This window comes from Mariprofundus micogutta (assembly GCF_001895085.1).
In the GTDB taxonomy this organism is placed as follows: Bacteria; Pseudomonadota; Zetaproteobacteria; order Mariprofundales; family Mariprofundaceae; genus Mariprofundus; species Mariprofundus micogutta.
The window spans coordinates 92,519-109,473 of sequence record NZ_BDFD01000008.1; the positions used below are offsets into that span (position 1 = coordinate 92,519).

The window sequence follows — 16,955 nt, forward strand, 5'->3', positions numbered from 1 at the left end:
AAGAAAACCTGATGCTCATGCGAATCCCTGCGTCTACTCAAACTCGACCCATACAGGCGCATGATCGCTGGGCCGCTCCATGGCCCGGTATTCAGTGTCCACACCGGCCTCCATCGCCTTCATATTTGCAGTGGCCAGTTGATGATCTATTCGCAAGCCCCATGAACGACGAAATGCATTCATACGATAATCCCACCAACTGAACAGCGGCGTATCTGTATGCAGGCTGCGTACCGTATCAACAAGGCCAAGCCCCAGGAAATCTGCAAACACCTGACGCTCGGGCGGTGAGCAGGTAATCTTTCCCGACCAGCGGGCAGGGTCATGCACATCAATATCTGCCGGTGCAATATTGTAATCACCAAGCAGCACCAGCCTTTCATGCTTGTCCATCTCATCTTTCAGGAAATCGGCAAATGAAGCCAACCAGCGGAATTTATAGGCATATTTATCCGAACCTACTTCCTGACCATTGGGAATATAGACATTGATGATGCGAACACCTTCTATCGTTGCTGCCAGAAGCCGGCGCTGCGGATCATCCAGATCAGGCACGTCCATGATCAGATCACTTGCAGCTTTACGACTGATAATCGCTACCCCGTTATAAGTTTTTTGCCCGGAATAGACCGCCTGATAGCCGGCATTCTGAATCTCTTCAGCCGGAAATTTCTCATCCGGCAATTTGGTCTCCTGAAGACACAGGACATCGGGCCTGTGTTTCTCCAGAAACAGCAGCACATGGGCAAGACGTACATTCAGCGAGTTCACATTCCAGGTAACAATTTTCACAGCTGTGATATTGAATGACCTGGCTCACAGTCACAAGCACTAATCGCCAGTAGCGTTGGCACAAGCCATGCTTAATGTTTAAACAAGCAGGAGAGATAATTTATTGAATCACAGCTACGCAAAACGGTAAAGGAGGATTCATGATGAATGCACAACGCGCTCAAACCATTGCGAAATCATTTGCACGTATCAATTCATTTGCTGTCGAACACACCAGGAAAGGTGTGCTGGTGCACTATCTGAATAACCATGCTTATTTTGTTCGCGAAGCCTGTTTCTGGGCCTTTGCCTTCAATCTCGGACGCATCGTTCACGAAGAGGGTCAGATTGCTGAAATAGAGGCCAAACTTAGCGCTTAGAGTTTACTCACTTTTTTGCCGGAATAGCAGTAACAGCCAGATCAGACCTGCAAGCAGCATGGCAGAAGAAAGCAGCATACCCATGGTGACCGGGCCAAACAGGAACCCCAGCTGGGCATCCGGCTGCCGGTAATTTTCACAGATAATGCGTGCTACGGCATATCCGGTCAGAAAAATCGCTACGCGTACACCGGCAGGCCAGACTTTCTTGCGCACAAACCACAGTATTAAAAACAGCACCATCCCTTCAAGCGCCATCTCGTACAACTGGCTCGGATGCCTTGCTTCAGGCCCTGCATGCGGGAATACCATCGCCCACGGCACATCAGCAGGGTTTTCAACAATACGCCCCCACAACTCGCCATTAATAAAATTGCCCATTCGTCCGAACATCAGGCCGAGAGGTGCGACAGTAAAAAAGTAATCAGACAGCTTCAGAAACGGCAGATCATGCTTACGACAATAGAACCAGCCCATCACAATCGGGCCGACCATGCCGCCATGAAAGGACATACCACCCTGCCATACATAAAAAATTTCAATCGGATGCCCGATGTAATAACTGAAATTATAAAACAGCACGTAACCGATACGGCCACCAATCACCACGCCAAGGATCAATGTTGTAAACAGGCCTTCATAAGCATCTCTGGACACTCTGGTTTCCCACAGACCCTCGGTTCTCAGCTGCAAGCGCACCAGATACCAGGTGGCAAAAAAACCGGCAACATACATCAAGCCGTACCAGTGAATAGCCAGCGGCCCAATTTGCAACGCTACCGGATCAATACCGCTCCAAACCATCAGTACACCATCCACAATAAGACTGCACCGAGCATAACACGATAAATAACAAATGGACCCATGCCGATGCGTTGCAAATACTTGATGAAATAGTGAATGCACAGATAGGCTGAGATTGCCGACACGCCATAGCCGACCAGCAGTTCCACTACACCGGCGGCCTGATCCGGCTGCTCGATCCAGTCTTTAATTTTGACGCTGCCAGCCAACACGATTACAGGAATGGATAACAGGAAGGAGAAACGGGCTGCTGCTTCACGACCATAACCCATCATCAGAGCAGCAGTCATGGTTATGCCTGAGCGCGATGTGCCCGGGATCAGAGCAATCGCCTGTGCAAAGCCAACAATCATAACATCGCGAAAGCCCCATGATGTCTCTGTTTTGGTGTTTTTATCTTCTGTATCCGCCAACCACAGCAACAGGCCGAAAATAATGGAGGTGGTACCGATGACTGTCAGTGAACGAAAGTCCGTTTCAATCATATCTTTGAATGTCAAACCAAACAGGCCGACCGGAATTGTGGCAAAACCGATCATCCAGGCCAGATATCCGTCTCGATCAGCTGAAATCGAGCGCTGTTTCACAGTCACTGCAAAACCTGAAGCCATTCGAGCCAGATCCTCACGAAAATAGAATACGACTGCCGTGAGTGACCCCAGATGCACGACACAGTCAAAGGCCAGCCCCTGATCCGGCCAGCTTGTCAGCAATGGCACCAGAGCAAGGTGTGCTGAAGAAGAAATCGGCAGAAACTCGGTAATACCCTGAATCAGGGCCAGAAACAGAGCTTGAATAGTATCAATGGATTGTGAAGCGGCTTGTGGCATGGGCGGCACTATACGTGATGTTTTTTCGAAACTACACTGTTACGCTAAGCCGAATATTATCCCGCTGCGACCAGCTGCCTGAAAGGAATAACACGCATGAAAAAATTCTTCAGTACTATGATGACCTGGCTGGACCGATTCCGCCGCATTCTGGTCAATGGCATATTCATCCTTTTAATCCTTGTCTATGGCGCAGCTATCATGAGTAGTCAAACTACAGTGCCCGAGGATGCCGCATTGATTATTAATCCGAGCGGCAAAATCGTTGAAGAGCTGGAATTACCATCACCCACGCTGCTGCCTTCCGGCCTGGATGTATCAACCCCCAACCAGACGAGTCTGCATGATATGGTTGCAACCATTCGCCATGCCGCCAGTGACCCTCGCATTCGCATGCTCATTCTGAAGCTGGATCAGATGGATGCAACATCGCTACCCAAGCTTCAGGAGATCAGGCACGCCATTGATGATTTCAAAAAGACAGAAAAAATGGTGATTGCTGTCGGACCGAATTATAGCCAGTCACAATATTATCTGGCTGCCACTGCCGATCAGGTATTTCTCAATCCAATGGGTGTTGTGGCGCTGTCTGGTTTTGCTGTTTACCGTAATTATTTCAAGGATCTGCTGGCAAAACTGCATGTCGACATCCAGCTGTTCAGAGCCGGTGAATACAAGGCTGCAGCAGAACCATTGATACGTAATTCTATGTCAGATGCCGACCGCAGGGCCAACAAACAGATGATTGATGTCCTATGGTCCGAATACAAACGAGATCTGGCCGACATGCGCAAGATCAAAACCGAAAGGATACAGGGCGTACTGGATCAGCCATCCAAATATCTGGCTGAACATGGCAATAGCCTGGCTGAGTTAGCCAAAGCTGAAGGGCTCGTCGATACACTGGCTGATCATGGCAACATCGAGAGTTACATCTCCGGTGCCATGGGTTATGCATCAGGCGATTATCCCAGCATCGAATTCAGACAATATATGGCTGCCGTCAATGATGACGATGCCCCGGAACAAAAAGATCGAGTAGGCATCATCACTGCCAGCGGTATGATTCTTGATGGCGAACAGCCACCGGGAACCGTTGGCGGAGAATCCATTCGACAGATGCTGGAACAGGCCCGCAAAGACCCAGATATTAAAGCCGTTGTTATTCGCGTGGACAGCCCCGGCGGCAGCGCACAAGCCTCAGAAGTAATTCGGGCCGAAGTCGAACGCTTAAAAGCCAGTGGCAAACCCGTTGTCGTCTCCATGGGTAGTGTTGCCGCCTCAGGTGGCTACTGGCTGGCAGCTCCGGCTGATGAGATATGGGCTTCTTCTTCAAGCATTACCGGTTCCATTGGCGCCTTCGGCATACTGGCCAATGCCGGCAAAGGCCTGAAAAAACTGGGCATTCATTCCGATGGCCTTGGAACTACTTCTGTGGCTGCCGGCATCAGAGGGGATCGCCCACTGCCGAATGAACTCAACAAAGTCATGCAACTTTCCATCGATTTTGTTTACCAGCGCTTCCTGCAAGTTGTCGCTGACGGCAGAAATATTCCGAAAGCCAAAGTCGCCGACCTGGCTGAAGGTCGGGTATGGACCGGCAAGGATGCCTATCGCCTTGGCCTTGTTGATTCACTTGGCAGCTTTGATGACGCAGTCACATCGGCAGCCAGTAGAGCTGGCCTGGAGCAATATAGCAGAGAATGGATTCAGCAGCCTATGGGACTGCGTGAACTGCTACTGGTGAAAATGTTCGGTAACGCTGACAGCTATTTCTCGGGAATCTTTTATGCCATGGAACGGCAGCTGACATCTCTGACTGGTGTATCTCTGCCTGCGCATTCCATACAGCATGCTGTAAAACTGGCAGAAATGGTTGGCCTGTCTGACCGGGCTCCGAGTGTATTTACCATCTGCAATGTGCAAGTAATACCATAGCATATATGTCCAGTTTCATTGTATTTTCATCTTTACAGGTCTAACGTAGGCCGCATGTTGAATCGTAAACTGAATCTGCGTGGCCTGTCCCGACTGATGATCGGGCTGTTTGCCGTGCAGATTCTGGCAGCTGGATTTTGTCTGATTTCACCAGAGTCACATAGCGCTAATGCTCACACTGCAGATATGCAGATGCCAATGTCAGCTGACATGCTTGAGCATTGCGATGTGAATGCTAAAGCTGAATCCGGCCATGATGATCATGGTTCTGCATGCGCTCACTGTAACCAGCCGGATGAACTGGTGCAGAGCAAAGCTTCTACTTTCAACATCGATTTCGATCAGCCCGTTTTGCAAGTGGCATCTACCGAAATAGTGCTTTCTACACCTGTCAGTATCGATCTGGCTGTGCGAACACCCACAGGGCCCCCGCGAAGTTCTTCCTTAATCTACACAACCACTAAACGTATTCGTATTTAAAACCCACCTTCTGCTGATACCGCGATTCGAATGAATCGGGGTGCATGTCCCTGTGACTTCAAACAGGCATGCGCATCTTTTGCAGGAGGCCCTCATGCCTTTATTTAAACCGCCTTTTTATAAACTTCCTATTTTCAAAACCGGCTGGCTGTTGCTGGCACTGCTTTCCTATTCTTCTCTTGGTATAGCAGCAACACTGACGCTCAAACAGGCTGAGGCGTTGGCATTAGCCAGCAACCCGGCACTGCATGCCGCCGACAGTAACGCTGTAGCCATGGCTGCCATTCCATCTCAGGTGAGCAGCCTGCCTGACCCGACACTTTCACTGAACGCCATGAATCTGCCCGTGAATTCATTCTCCACCACGCAGGAAAACATGACCCAGATGCAGATCGGTTTTTCACAGGCACTACCATTCCCCGGCAAACTGGCTCTGAAAGCCGAGGCAGCAGAAAGACTTGCTGAAGCTGCAGCCAGCAATCGTGATGAGTTGCGGCTGCTTCTACTGCGCAATGTACGTATCCACTGGTGGAACCTGGCCTATCTGGATAAAGCACTAATGCTGGTACAGAGCAATCAGGCTCTGCTACGCAATCTGGTGAGGGTTTCAGAAGCCAAGTACAAGACCGGCTCAGGGCTGCAGCAGGATGTGCTACTGGCACAGCTTGAATTATCTCACCTGTTGGATAGGGAATTATCCCTGAAGACTCAACGCGAATTCCAGGTGGCAGAGCTCAATGCCCTGCTTGGCCGTGATTCAGTTGCTGCGCTTACATTGCCAGAGCAGTTACCTGAAATCATAAAGGCCACCCCGAATATTATTGTTCTAAAACAGTGGGCGCGGGATAACCGCCCCATGCTGGCATCTCTCAACCGCCATGTTGATGCAGCGGGCAGTTTAGTTGCTCTGGCTGAAAAAGATTATTACCCGGACTTCAAACTTGGTGCGGTCTACGGCGTCAGGCAAGGTATCAATCCCGTGAATCGCCAGTCACGTTCCGATCTCGGCAGCATTATGCTATCAATGACTTTGCCTATTTATGCTGGCAACAAGCAGGACCGGGCTGTAGACCAGCGCAAGGCTGAAAAGGCCAAAGCGGAGTTCTCCTGGCAGGACGGGCTCAACCGGGTTTATGCCGAGATTGATGCAGCAGCTTCAGATCTTCGCATAACACGAGAGCAACTATCCCTGTTCAAACAGGGCATCATCCCGCAAGCGCGTCAAACCACAGCCTCCATGCTGGCGGGATATCAGGTAAACAAGGTCGATTTCCTTAACCTTGTTCGAGCCCAGTTGGCTGAATTCAATAACGACATTCAATACTGGCAACTCTATGCCCGCGCAGCACAGGCCGAAGCTCGCCTTGCTGCTGCATCCGGTAAAAAACATCTGGAAAAGGACGTGATAAATCATGAATAAAAACACACTGATGATGGTTGTGGCGGCTCTGGCTGCTGGCCTTGCAGGCGGTTACTTTTTCTCCGGCACTGAGCAGAAAAGCAGTGGAGTTGAGCCTGTTGCAGGCGATGGCCCATGTCCCGATGGCTCCAAGGCATTGTCCTGGCGCAATCCGATGAATCCAGCGATCACCTCGCCGGTATTCAGCAAGGATGAAATGGGCATGGACTATTTACCTATCTGTGCCGAGACTAAAAAAGAGAAAGTAGTACTGTTTTATCGCAACCCGATGAATCCTGCCATCACTTCGCCGGTAGCAGCCAAAGATGAAATGGGCATGGATTATATCCCGGTTTATGAAGACGGTGGCAATGATGCAGTAGCAGGCACTGTCAGCATTGACCCGACTGTCGTTCAGAACATCGGCGTGCGCACTGTGGAGGCCAGAAAGAAGACCATCTCTCGTGATGTCCGCACGGTTGGCCGTGTCACCTTTGATGAGCAACGTGTGGCTCGCTTGCATCCCAAGGTTGAAGGCTGGGTAGAGAAACTGTTTATCGACAGAACCGGCGAGCAGGTGGGCAAGGACACCATGCTTCTGGCGATCTATTCACCACAGCTCGTAGCCAGTGGCGAGGAGTACCTGCTGGCCCTGAAAAACTGGCAGACTTTAAAGAATAGCCCGTTTGCAGATATCCGCGATGGAGCCAAACGGCTGCTGAACACATCACTGGACCGGCTGAAACTGCTTGATGTACCTGAGCATCAACTGAAACAGATTCGCGATACCGGTCGCGTACCAAAAGCTCTGCATATCCATTCACCGTTCGATGGCATTGTCATGAATATCGGTGCCCGTGAAGGGCAACGCATTACACCGGAAACCGAACTGTACATGGTTGCCGATCTCTCCCGTGTCTGGGTGCAGGTGGATGTCTATGAGGATGAACTGCCCTGGGTACAGCTTGGTGATGAAGCAGAAATGCGATTGCCGTCCGTACCCGGTAAGGTGTTCAAGGGTAAGCTCAGTTATATCTATCCTTATCTGGAAGGAAAAACCCGCACCAACAAGGTACGCATCGAATTCGCCAATCCCGATCTGGCCCTGAAACCGGACATGTTTGCCAATATCACCCTGAAAGCATCACGCACAGTAGATGCAGTGGTCGTACCAAGTGAGGCGATTGTACGCACCGGAGCACGCGAGCAAGTGTTTGTTCAAAGGGCTCCCGGAAAGTTTGAACCGCGTGTAGTACGGCTGGGTCTCTCTTCTGACGGTGAAGTACAGATCACTTCCGGTATCAAAGCCGGTGAACAGGTCGTCACCAGCAGTCAATTTCTGATCGATTCCGAATCCAAACTGAAAGAAGCCACCGCCAAAATGGTGGGTGCGATGAATGAACAACAAACTCCAGCTCGGGAAATGGACATGCAGATGGAAGGCATGGAAATGGACTCGATGAAGATGGATGGAATGGATATGAATGGTATGGAAATGGACAGCAAAGAGATGGATAAGGAACAGAAACCTGTCAACCAGCCGACTCAGCGCCAGATGAAAATGGAGCATCAGCATGATCACTAATATAAAGCTATTGCAGGTTGATACGAGGGTGACCCCATTATGATCCGTAAGCTGATTGAATACTCGATTCACAACCGTTTCCTCGTACTGATCGCAACAGTCATTGTGGTCGTGGCAGGTTGGCAGGCGATGCGGGCAACACCGCTGGATGCCATTCCCGATCTCTCCGATGTACAGGTGATAGTCTTCACAGATTATGCCGGTCAGGCACCACAGGTGGTTGAAGATCAGGTTACCTATCCGCTGACCACAGCCATGCTCTCTGTGCCCAACACCAAGGTGGTGCGCGGTTACTCATTCTTCGGCTTCTCCATGGTCTATGTGATTTTTGAGGACAAGACAGATATGTACTGGGCGCGTACTCGCGTGCTCGAATATCTGAATTATGCCCGTGATCGTTTGCCATCATCCGTATCTCCAAGGCTGGGGCCTGATGCGACAGGAGTCGGCTGGATCTATGAATATGCACTGGTAGATAAAACCGGCAACCTCGATCTGGCACAACTACGTTCACTTCAGGACTGGTATATGCGCTATCCGCTGCAGACGGTTCAGGGTGTTGCGGAAGTGGCCTCCATCGGTGGATTTGTGAAACAGTACCAGGTCGAAGTTGATCCTGATGCCCTGGCCGCATTCAATATTCCTTTATCCAAAGTAAAACAGGCGATTGCGCGCAGTAATAATGATGTCGGTGGCCGATTAATTGAAATGGGCGAAACCGAATACATGGTTAGAGGCCTGGGTTATATCAAATCCATTGCTGATCTTGAGATCACACCAATTGGCGTGGACGCGCACGGAACGGCGATTTTTCTCAAACAGGTAGCTCATATTCACCTTGGCCCTGAACTTCGGCGTGGTGCGGCTGACCTGAACGGTGAGGGTGATGTTGCCGGCGGCGTGGTGGTCATGCGTTATGGTGAAAATGCTCTGACGACAATCGAGCATGTGCGTGAAAAACTGGATGAACTGGCCAAAGGGTTACCTGAAGGCGTGGAGATTGTGCCGGTTTATGACCGAGGGGCACTGATTGAACGCGCTGTTGATAATCTGGCTGAAAAGCTGATTGAAGAATCCATCGTTGTGGCTCTGATCTGCCTGATCTTCCTTATACACGCCAGAAGTGCATTGGTTGCCATTATTTCATTGCCCATAGGCATCCTGATGGCCTTCCTGATTATGCAGTGGCAGGGGATATCGGCCAATATCATGAGTCTTGGCGGTATCGCCATTGCTATTGGTGCCATGATTGATGGTGCGATTGTCATGATCGAGAATGCACACAAACATCTGGAGCGTGCCGGCGAAGATCTTTCTACATCGGCCCGCTGGGATGCTGTGTTGGCTTCCACCAAGGAAATCGGACCGGCACTGTTTTTCAGCCTGCTGATAATCACTGTCTCCTTCCTTCCTGTATTCACACTTGAGGCTCAGGAGGGGCGGCTCTTCTCGCCACTGGCCTTTACCAAGACCTACTCCATGGCCGCAGCAGCTTTGCTGGCTGTGACACTGGTGCCAGTACTGATGGGGCTGTTCATTCGTGGCCGCATCCCGTCTGAAGAGCGTAACCCGCTGAACCGTTTCCTGATGGCCGTGCATACACCATTATTGAATCTGGCTGTTAAAGCGCGGACGTTGACCGTGGCTCTGGCCTTGGTGCTACTGGCTGTGTCCGCTTATCCGGTAATGAAAACAGGTTCGGAATTTATGCCGCCGCTGGATGAGGGAGACATTCTCTACATGCCGACGACATACCCGGGTATTTCGATTACCAAGGCACGTGAGTTATTGCAGCAGACTGACCGTATTCTGAAAACCTTCCCTGAAGTGGAATCGGTGTTCGGTAAAGTCGGACGTGCTGAAACGGCAACTGATCCTGCACCTCTGGCCATGCTGGAAACCACGGTCAAACTCAAGGATAAGAAGGATTGGCCTGATCCCGATAAAACCACGCGCCAGCTGATGGATGAGATGGATGCTGCGATCAAGTTTCCGGGTCTGGCCAATGCCTGGACTTTCCCGATCAAGACGCGCATCGACATGCTCTCTACCGGCATCAAAACACCCATCGGCATCAAGGTTTCCGGCCCTGATCTGAAAACCCTGGAGAAAGTCGCTGGTGACATTGAACAGGTGTTGAAAACCCATCCGGATACCCTCTCTGCTTTTGCCGACAAGGCGGCTGGTGGTTATTACCTCGATTTCGATATCAAACGCGAAGAGGCAGCGCGATACGGGCTGACCGTTGGTGATGTTCAGGATGTGATTACCAGTGCCATCGGTGGTATGAATGTCACACACACCATTGAAGGCCTGGAGCGTTATCCGGTTAACGTGCGTTACCCGCGTGAACTGCGTGACAATATCCAGTCATTGAAACGTGTGCTGGTGCCCACACCAACCGGTGCACAGGTACCACTCTCGTTGGTTGCTGACCTGCAGTTGCGGCGCGGCCCGCCATCCATCAAGACCGAAAATGCGCGCCCCAATGCCTGGGTCTATGTCGATATAAAAACCAGTGATATCGGTGGCTTTGTACGGGAAGCCAAACAGATCGTAGATGAGCAAGTGAAGATTCCGGCAGGATATACTGTTGGCTGGTCCGGCCAGTTCGAATACATGGAAAGGGCCGCAGCCAAGCTGAAACTCGTTATTCCGGCAACACTGCTGATCATCTTCCTGCTGCTCTGGTTCAACTTCCGCAATATGGCGGCACCGGTTGTCGTGATGCTATCCATCCCCTTCGCCATGGTTGGCGGCTTCTGGCTGGTCTGGTGGCTGGGTTACAACCTGTCGGTTGCAGTCGCTGTCGGTTTTATTGCTCTGGCAGGCGTTGCAGCCGAAATCGGCGTGCTGGTGCTCACCTTTATTGATCAGGCAGTAGCTGAAAAGCGAGCTGAAGCAACGGGTTCTTTAAACAGAGATTCATTATGGCAAGCGGTTCAGGAAGGCGTAGCTCAACGAGTGCGCCCCATTGCCATGACCGCCACGGCAGTGATTGCAGGCCTGTTACCCATCATGTGGGGCAGTGGCACGGGCTCGGATGTTATGCAGCGCATCGCAGCTCCCATGATCGGCGGCATGGTGACCACCACCATCCTCTGCCTGATCGTATTGCCTGTTATTTACGGGCTGGTTTTACAGACCAATGAGAAGAGACAATGAGAAAACATATGAATAAATCCATGATCATTATGACCTCTGTAATAGCAATGGCAGCGATACAACCAGCTTGGGCAGCTGGAGATACACATCATATGGGTGCTCACATGCAAGGAGACCACCATATGGGGAACATGCCGAATCAAGACCATATGCAGGGTGATATGGATAAGATGAAAGGTACGACCAGCGCATTTCTCGTTACAAAAGAGATTGATGGTTACACGGTTAGTTTCCATGTCATGAAAGCGAAAGAAGGTATGCAGCATGGTGGGAGTCACCATTCGGCAGGAGTGCCGAATGGGACGGCTGTAAGCCGCCCGCAGGGAGAGGGGCAGGATGCCCCGAGTCACCATTCAGCAAGACAGCTGAATGGGATGGCTAGCAGCCACCCGCAGGGCAAGGGACAGGATGCCCCGAGTCACAATTTGATGGCTAAAGTTGAGAAAGATGGCAAAGCATTGACCGATCTGGTGGTTAATTCAAAGGTCACACATCCGAATAACAAATCGGAATCAAAAATGCTGATGAAGATGGGGGACTGGTATATGGCCGGTTACGACCTTGGGCACGAGGGCCAGCATCAGTTGATGATACTGTTCAAGACTGCCGATGGAACCAAGCACTTTGGTGGCGTTTATTTCCCTGAGAATGCACCGGAGCAGAAAGAATTTCACAAGGAACAGGCTGCAGACCATGAACAACATCATTGAACCGGTACGCCATGGTATGATCATGGCGGTTATTGCTCTGATCAGTGGTGCACTATGGGCAGCTTACATGGCAACGCATCATGAACAACTGCATTCCGCCTTCGAAGTGCAACAGGCTAAATTAGAACAGGTCGCCATGCAGCAACAGGCAAAGTCGATGAATATGGATAACATGAGCATGGGAGCTTCGGCGGCTCACAAACATGACTCTTCAGTTCCGACTGCTGCTCACCACGATATGGAACCGAAGTTAGCAGGCGCCAAGCACACTCATTCAGGCTCTCTGGCGCTTGATGCCATGCAGCGTTTGCTGCGTGGACATATCCATTTCATGGGGCTGGGTGTACTGGCTGCAGTGTTGCTACTGGTTACGGCCTTCACTTCTCTGAAGACATGCTGGAAAAAAGTGCTCGGTTGGACATTCGGGTTGGGGGCACTGGCTTACCCGCCAGCATGGATATTGATGGGTTTTCGTACAGTGGAAATGGGGCCACAAGCCGCAGAGGCAAGCATCATGTGGCTGTTCGGCCCTGCGATTGCTTTACTGCTCGCCTCAATGGGCACACTGCTGGCCACTCTGCTGATTGAGTGGATCGGATTTCAGAATAACGCGTTGTTACAGCTGTTCTTCCAAAAGTCATAGAGATCCCTAAGGAGACGCGCTATGAATATTGATCCTGTATGTGGAATGGAAGTCAAAACAGATTCTCTTCACAGTACTGAGCATGACGGTCACCAGTGGCATTTCTGCAGCATCCACTGCCATGAAAAATTTGAGGCTGATCCTGATCAATACATCATTGATCCGGTCTGCGGCATGCACGTTAAACCTGAATCTCCCCATCGGACAAAACATATCGATATCAGTTACCGCTTCTGCAGTGAAAAGTGTTTGCACAAATTTGAGGCCAATCCGGCAGCTTATGAAGGCAATAGTCATGCATGCGAACATGAGCATGCCTCCAAACCTGTTGCAGCAGCAGATCCGGAAGCAACGTATTTCTGCCCCATGTGTCCCGGTCAGGAGCAGAAAGGGCCGGGTATCTGTAAGTCGTGCGGCATGGCACTGGAGCCAATGGCCACACCGGCATTAAAAGAGAAGACTGAATACGTGTGCCCGATGCATCCGGAGATTGTCAGTGATGCTCCGGGGGCCTGTCCAAAATGTGGGATGGCACTGGAGCCGCGCACCGTGTCTGCCGAAGAGGATCATGCTGAACTCGATGATATGTCCCGTCGATTCAAGGTTAGTGCAGTACTGGCCGCGCCGGTCTTCGTACTGGCCATGGTCGCTGATCTGGCACCGGGCTGGTTGCCAGAGGGCTTGAGTATGGGGGCAGTTCAATGGATTGAATTTGCCCTGGCCTCTCCTGTAGTGCTGTGGGGTGGCTGGCCATTTTTCGAACGTTTTGCCCTGTCTCTGAAAACCCGGAACCTGAATATGTTCACCTTAATTGGCCTCGGTGTCGGTGTGGCATGGATTTACAGTGTAGTTGCGCTGTTGATGCCGGATATTTTCCCACCGGTGATGCAGATGGAAGGTGGTTTCGTCGATGTATATTTCGAGGCCGCAGCTGTGATCACTGCGCTGGTTTTGTTGGGCCAAGTTCTGGAACTGCGCGCACGCTCTCGCACTGATGAAGCAATAAAACTATTGCTTGGCATGACTCCGAAAACAGCCCGCCGAGTAGCGGAAGATGGAACTGAAGCTGATGTGCCTTTGGAGGATGTGCTGCCGGGTGATGTGCTGCGCATCCGCCCCGGAGAGAAGGTGCCTGTGGATGGTGTTGTAACCGAGGGTGAAAGTAATGTCGATGAATCGATGGTAACTGGTGAGCCGATTCCCATCGAAAAAAGTGCTGGAGAAAAATTAATCGGTGCTACAGTGAATGGAAACGGTTCCTTGTTGATGCGAGCTGAGAAGGTGGGTGCGGACACATTGCTCTCGCAGATCGTAAATATGGTGGCTGAAGCCCAACGCTCTCGCGCTCCGATCCAGAAAATGGCTGATACCGTGGCCGGATATTTTGTGCCGGTCGTGGTGCTGATTGCGATTATAGCCTTTATCGTTTGGGCAACAGTTGGTCCTGAACCGCGTTTAGCACATGCAGTTGTGAATGCTGTTGCCGTACTGATTATTGCCTGTCCTTGTGCACTGGGTTTGGCGACACCTATATCTATCATGGTTGGTACTGGTCGAGGTGCCACTGCCGGCGTATTGATCAAAAATGCCGAAGCATTGGAGGTCATGGAAAAGGTTAATACAGTCGTTGTGGATAAAACCGGAACATTGACTGAAGGCAAACCCACCTTAACGACTGTTCAAGCTATCGGTGGCATGACTGAAGACGAAGTTATGGTATTGGCAGCCAGTATTGAACGAGCCAGCGAACATCCTCTGGCCGAAGCCATTGTAGCAGGTGCGACAGAAAAAGGACTGGAACCTCAATTAGTTGAAGGGTTTGCAGCAATCACAGGTAAGGGGGTATCTGCTACTGTAGCGGGCCGAACCGTATTGCTGGGTAATGCGAAACTGATGCAAGAGAACAACATCGATGTCACTGATGTGGCTATTACCGTTGAAGAGCATCAACGGGGAGGTGAAACGGTGATGTATCTGGCTGCAGATGGGAAACTGGCAGGGATGGTTGGTGTATCTGATCCCATCAAGGTATCGACTCCCGACGCGATTAAAGAACTGCATGATGAAGGTATCGAAGTAGTGATGCTAACCGGTGATAATCACAATACAGCCGCAGCCGTAGCCGAAAAACTTGGCATCGACCGCTTTGAAGCGGATGTGTTGCCCGATCAGAAGGCGGAGGTAGTCAAAAAGCTACAGGGTGAAGGGAAAATCGTGGCAATGGCTGGTGATGGGATCAATGATGCACCCGCACTGGCACAGGCTCATGTTGGCATTGCCATGGGAACAGGTACCGATGTGGCGATGGAATCTGCAGGTATAACCCTGGTGAAGGGAGATCTTCGTGGTATCCTCAGGGCAGTTCGACTTTCACGGGCAACGATGCGAAACATTCGTCAGAACCTGTTCTTTGCCTTTATGTATAACTCAGCGGGAGTTCCTGTAGCGGCAGGCATTATTTACCCCTTCACCGGACTGCTGCTTTCACCGATTATTGCGGCTGCAGCGATGAGTTTCTCATCCGTGTCCGTGATCAGCAATGCTTTGCGCCTGAAGCGAACAAAAATATAAGGAGAGAGATATGCATTACCTCAAAACATCAAAACCCAAATGGTCAAATTTTCTTCTGGCAAGTTTTGCAGTCCTCCTGTTTGCCTGCAACGCTGTTGAGCAAGTTTCTGCAACTGAAGTGGTGATGTACAAAGACCCGAACTGCGGCTGTTGTGGTGACTGGGCTAAACACCTCAAAGCGGAAGGTTTTACAGTCACTGAAAAACTCAGCGATGATATGGGCAGCGTAAAAGCTGAGCATGGTGTGCCTGCACCTCTGGCCTCCTGCCATACTGCATTGGTTGACGGCTATATTATTGAGGGACACGTGCCTGCCGATGACATCAAACGACTGCTCAAGGAACGGCCTGCAGTCACTGGTTTGACCGCTCCCGGCATGCCCATGAAATCTCCCGGCATGCAACCCGAGGGATTACCACCTAAAGGGTATGATGTGCTAAGCTTCGACAAGCAGGGCAACAGCAGCGTATACCATAGCTACAAATAATCGAAACAGACAACCAAAGGATATTCATATGAAGCGGATCATTCTCTCCATTGCAACTGTATTTCTAAGCACGCTACTACTTGCCGGCTGCAGCAGCGAAAGCACTGAGCAGGCCTTTGTCAAGAAGGGCGCTAAAATGCCCGCGTTTCAGATGCAGCCTCTGGTCGGTGAAGTGGTCGACAATCATAAACTCTTTGCAGGTAAAGTTGTCATTCTAAATGCGTGGGCAACATGGTGCCCTCCATGTCGTCAGGAGATGCCGGACCTGGTTCGCCTGTCTCAACTGCTTCCTGCTGACAAATTTCTTGTAGCAGGTATATCCGTTGATAATAATCTGGACGATGTGAAAAAATTTGTGGCTGAAACTCAGGTTACTTTCCCCATGTTCTGGGATCAGGGTGGTGAAAAAATCGCATCGCCAATTTTTAAATCTTTCCGTTTCCCTGAAACATTCATTATCAACCGTGAAGGTATCGTTATAGAAAGAATTCCAGGCACCTTGCCATGGGCTGATCCTGAAACAGTCGCTGCCTTACAAGCTGTTTACGAAACAGGGAAATTGCCCTTCTCCGAATAACAAACCTTCCAATATTACCAGTATTCAAATCAAGATCGTCAATACGCGGGCTAAGTGGTTGTTTATATGTAACTTATTGAACATTACAAACTTCACCCTACACTATGAATCTTGCATTAAATGCAAGTATTTTCTGAACATTGGAGTTTCCACCCCCCACTTAAAAAACCTTTCAGATCAGATAGTTGCATTTAATGTAATGTTCACCACCCTACTTTATGCCCCCATGCAGGAATGTCGCATTAAATGCTTGCATATTGCATTAAATGCAATTATAATGCGCTTTATGCAGAGAGAAGATTGGAAATTCCGCATTGTTGAATTAAGTAGATTAGGAGGCAACCATGCCTCGTAAGCACGTGCAAGTTGTCCAGACTCAAGCCAACCATCTTAATATTTCTGAAAAGGAGCAAGCTCTACTGAGCGCCATCACCAAGGGTTATGAGCAGCGTAGACTTGGCTCATTAAATCACACTGAAAAATCAGTCTGTTATTCAGCGTTCAAAATTGACCCCCTAGAGGGGTAAATCAGCGTCCAAATTTGACCCCCCTGTAGTATCCCCAGCTAATGATTTAGTTGGAGGAAAAAACAGGAGTGATCACAGTGGAAACGAA

Annotated in this window: 15 protein-coding genes; 12 read left to right on the forward strand and 3 right to left on the reverse strand. The window is 50.3% G+C overall.

All coding sequences use genetic code 11. The features are described from left to right. Nucleotides 1-33: 33 nt before the first annotated feature. Entirely contained in the window at nucleotides 34-792 is a 759-nt protein-coding gene (xth, locus tag MMIC_RS06060) for an exodeoxyribonuclease III (RefSeq protein ID WP_072659572.1), read from the reverse strand. A gap of 140 nt (nucleotides 793-932) precedes the next feature. Between xth and MMIC_RS06065 the strand changes: the two genes are divergently transcribed. Further along, a complete protein-coding gene (locus MMIC_RS06065) occupies nucleotides 933-1,151 on the forward strand; it encodes a hypothetical protein (protein WP_072659573.1) in 219 nt (72 codons plus the stop codon). A 3-nt stretch (nucleotides 1,152-1,154) separates the two neighbouring features. On the opposite strand, the gene lgt is transcribed toward MMIC_RS06065, so the two are convergent. Together lgt and MMIC_RS06075 are read right to left on the reverse strand one after the other, a co-directional pair. Then, on the reverse strand, nucleotides 1,155-1,955 hold the full coding sequence (gene lgt / locus MMIC_RS06070) for a prolipoprotein diacylglyceryl transferase (RefSeq protein WP_072659590.1): 801 nt from the start codon (nucleotides 1,953-1,955) through the stop codon (nucleotides 1,155-1,157). Further along, on the reverse strand, nucleotides 1,955-2,761 hold the full coding sequence (locus MMIC_RS06075) for an undecaprenyl-diphosphate phosphatase (protein ID WP_072659589.1): 807 nt from the start codon (nucleotides 2,759-2,761) through the stop codon (nucleotides 1,955-1,957). Before MMIC_RS06075 ends, lgt begins: the two co-directional genes overlap by 1 nt. A gap of 120 nt (nucleotides 2,762-2,881) precedes the next feature. Here MMIC_RS06075 and sppA point away from each other — a divergent pair, with 120 nt between their 5' ends. From sppA to MMIC_RS06130, 11 genes are all read left to right on the forward strand, one after another. Continuing rightward, entirely contained in the window at nucleotides 2,882-4,723 is a 1,842-nt protein-coding gene (sppA, locus tag MMIC_RS06080) for a signal peptide peptidase SppA (protein WP_072659574.1), read from the forward strand. 54 nt (nucleotides 4,724-4,777) lie between these two features. Beyond that, nucleotides 4,778-5,203 carry a hypothetical protein gene (locus tag MMIC_RS06085; RefSeq protein WP_072659575.1) on the forward strand — a complete coding sequence of 142 codons (426 nt, stop codon included), beginning with the start codon at nucleotides 4,778-4,780 and terminating at the stop codon, nucleotides 5,201-5,203. Between the two features lie 94 nt (nucleotides 5,204-5,297). Then, on the forward strand, nucleotides 5,298-6,623 hold the full coding sequence (locus MMIC_RS06090) for a TolC family protein (RefSeq protein WP_072659576.1): 1,326 nt from the start codon (nucleotides 5,298-5,300) through the stop codon (nucleotides 6,621-6,623). Beyond that, a complete protein-coding gene (locus MMIC_RS06095) occupies nucleotides 6,616-8,187 on the forward strand; it encodes an efflux RND transporter periplasmic adaptor subunit (RefSeq protein WP_072659577.1) in 1,572 nt (523 codons plus the stop codon). The genes MMIC_RS06090 and MMIC_RS06095 overlap by 8 nt, the downstream gene beginning before the upstream one ends. Before the next feature lie 39 nt (nucleotides 8,188-8,226). Further along, on the forward strand, nucleotides 8,227-11,352 hold the full coding sequence (locus MMIC_RS06100; RefSeq protein WP_072659578.1) for an efflux RND transporter permease subunit: 3,126 nt from the start codon (nucleotides 8,227-8,229) through the stop codon (nucleotides 11,350-11,352). Nucleotides 11,353-11,360: 8 nt separating this feature from the next. After that, complete coding sequence (locus MMIC_RS12455; RefSeq protein ID WP_227819387.1) at nucleotides 11,361-12,062, forward strand: hypothetical protein; 702 nt, start codon at nucleotides 11,361-11,363, stop codon at nucleotides 12,060-12,062. Beyond that, a complete protein-coding gene (locus MMIC_RS06110; protein ID WP_072659579.1) occupies nucleotides 12,046-12,705 on the forward strand; it encodes a hypothetical protein in 660 nt (219 codons plus the stop codon). The genes MMIC_RS12455 and MMIC_RS06110 overlap by 17 nt, the downstream gene beginning before the upstream one ends. Nucleotides 12,706-12,726: 21 nt before the next feature. Beyond that, nucleotides 12,727-15,276 (forward strand): heavy metal translocating P-type ATPase, encoded by a 2,550-nt coding sequence (locus MMIC_RS06115; protein WP_072659580.1) that lies wholly within the window; start codon nucleotides 12,727-12,729, stop codon nucleotides 15,274-15,276. 10 nt (nucleotides 15,277-15,286) lie between these two features. Further along, complete coding sequence (locus tag MMIC_RS06120) at nucleotides 15,287-15,763, forward strand: DUF411 domain-containing protein (RefSeq protein ID WP_072659581.1); 477 nt, start codon at nucleotides 15,287-15,289, stop codon at nucleotides 15,761-15,763. 28 nt (nucleotides 15,764-15,791) lie between these two features. Next, the gene (locus MMIC_RS06125; RefSeq protein ID WP_072659582.1) at nucleotides 15,792-16,340 is read left to right on the forward strand and encodes a TlpA disulfide reductase family protein; all 549 of its coding nucleotides are present in this window, start codon (nucleotides 15,792-15,794) and stop codon (nucleotides 16,338-16,340) included. A 344-nt stretch (nucleotides 16,341-16,684) separates the two neighbouring features. Then, the gene (locus tag MMIC_RS06130; protein WP_072659583.1) at nucleotides 16,685-16,867 is read left to right on the forward strand and encodes a hypothetical protein; all 183 of its coding nucleotides are present in this window, start codon (nucleotides 16,685-16,687) and stop codon (nucleotides 16,865-16,867) included. The last annotated feature ends 88 nt before the right edge of the window (nucleotides 16,868-16,955 follow it).

What these genes read in the sequence shown, in the direction of transcription:
- MMIC_RS06065 (WP_072659573.1), top strand. Translation starts at nt 933, where the DNA reads ATGATGAATGCACAACGCGCTCAAACCATTGCGAAATCATTTGCACGT.
- lgt (WP_072659590.1), bottom strand. Translation starts at nt 1,955, where the DNA reads ATGGTTTGGAGCGGTATTGATCCGGTAGCGTTGCAAATTGGGCCGCTG.
- sppA (WP_072659574.1), top strand. Translation starts at nt 2,882, where the DNA reads ATGAAAAAATTCTTCAGTACTATGATGACCTGGCTGGACCGATTCCGC.
- MMIC_RS06085 (WP_072659575.1), top strand. Translation starts at nt 4,778, where the DNA reads ATGTTGAATCGTAAACTGAATCTGCGTGGCCTGTCCCGACTGATGATC.
- MMIC_RS06090 (WP_072659576.1), top strand. Translation starts at nt 5,298, where the DNA reads ATGCCTTTATTTAAACCGCCTTTTTATAAACTTCCTATTTTCAAAACC.
- MMIC_RS06095 (WP_072659577.1), top strand. Translation starts at nt 6,616, where the DNA reads ATGAATAAAAACACACTGATGATGGTTGTGGCGGCTCTGGCTGCTGGC.
- MMIC_RS06100 (WP_072659578.1), top strand. Translation starts at nt 8,227, where the DNA reads ATGATCCGTAAGCTGATTGAATACTCGATTCACAACCGTTTCCTCGTA.
- MMIC_RS12455 (WP_227819387.1), top strand. Translation starts at nt 11,361, where the DNA reads ATGAATAAATCCATGATCATTATGACCTCTGTAATAGCAATGGCAGCG.
- MMIC_RS06110 (WP_072659579.1), top strand. Translation starts at nt 12,046, where the DNA reads ATGAACAACATCATTGAACCGGTACGCCATGGTATGATCATGGCGGTT.
- MMIC_RS06115 (WP_072659580.1), top strand. Translation starts at nt 12,727, where the DNA reads ATGAATATTGATCCTGTATGTGGAATGGAAGTCAAAACAGATTCTCTT.
- MMIC_RS06120 (WP_072659581.1), top strand. Translation starts at nt 15,287, where the DNA reads ATGCATTACCTCAAAACATCAAAACCCAAATGGTCAAATTTTCTTCTG.
- MMIC_RS06125 (WP_072659582.1), top strand. Translation starts at nt 15,792, where the DNA reads ATGAAGCGGATCATTCTCTCCATTGCAACTGTATTTCTAAGCACGCTA.
- MMIC_RS06130 (WP_072659583.1), top strand. Translation starts at nt 16,685, where the DNA reads ATGCCTCGTAAGCACGTGCAAGTTGTCCAGACTCAAGCCAACCATCTT.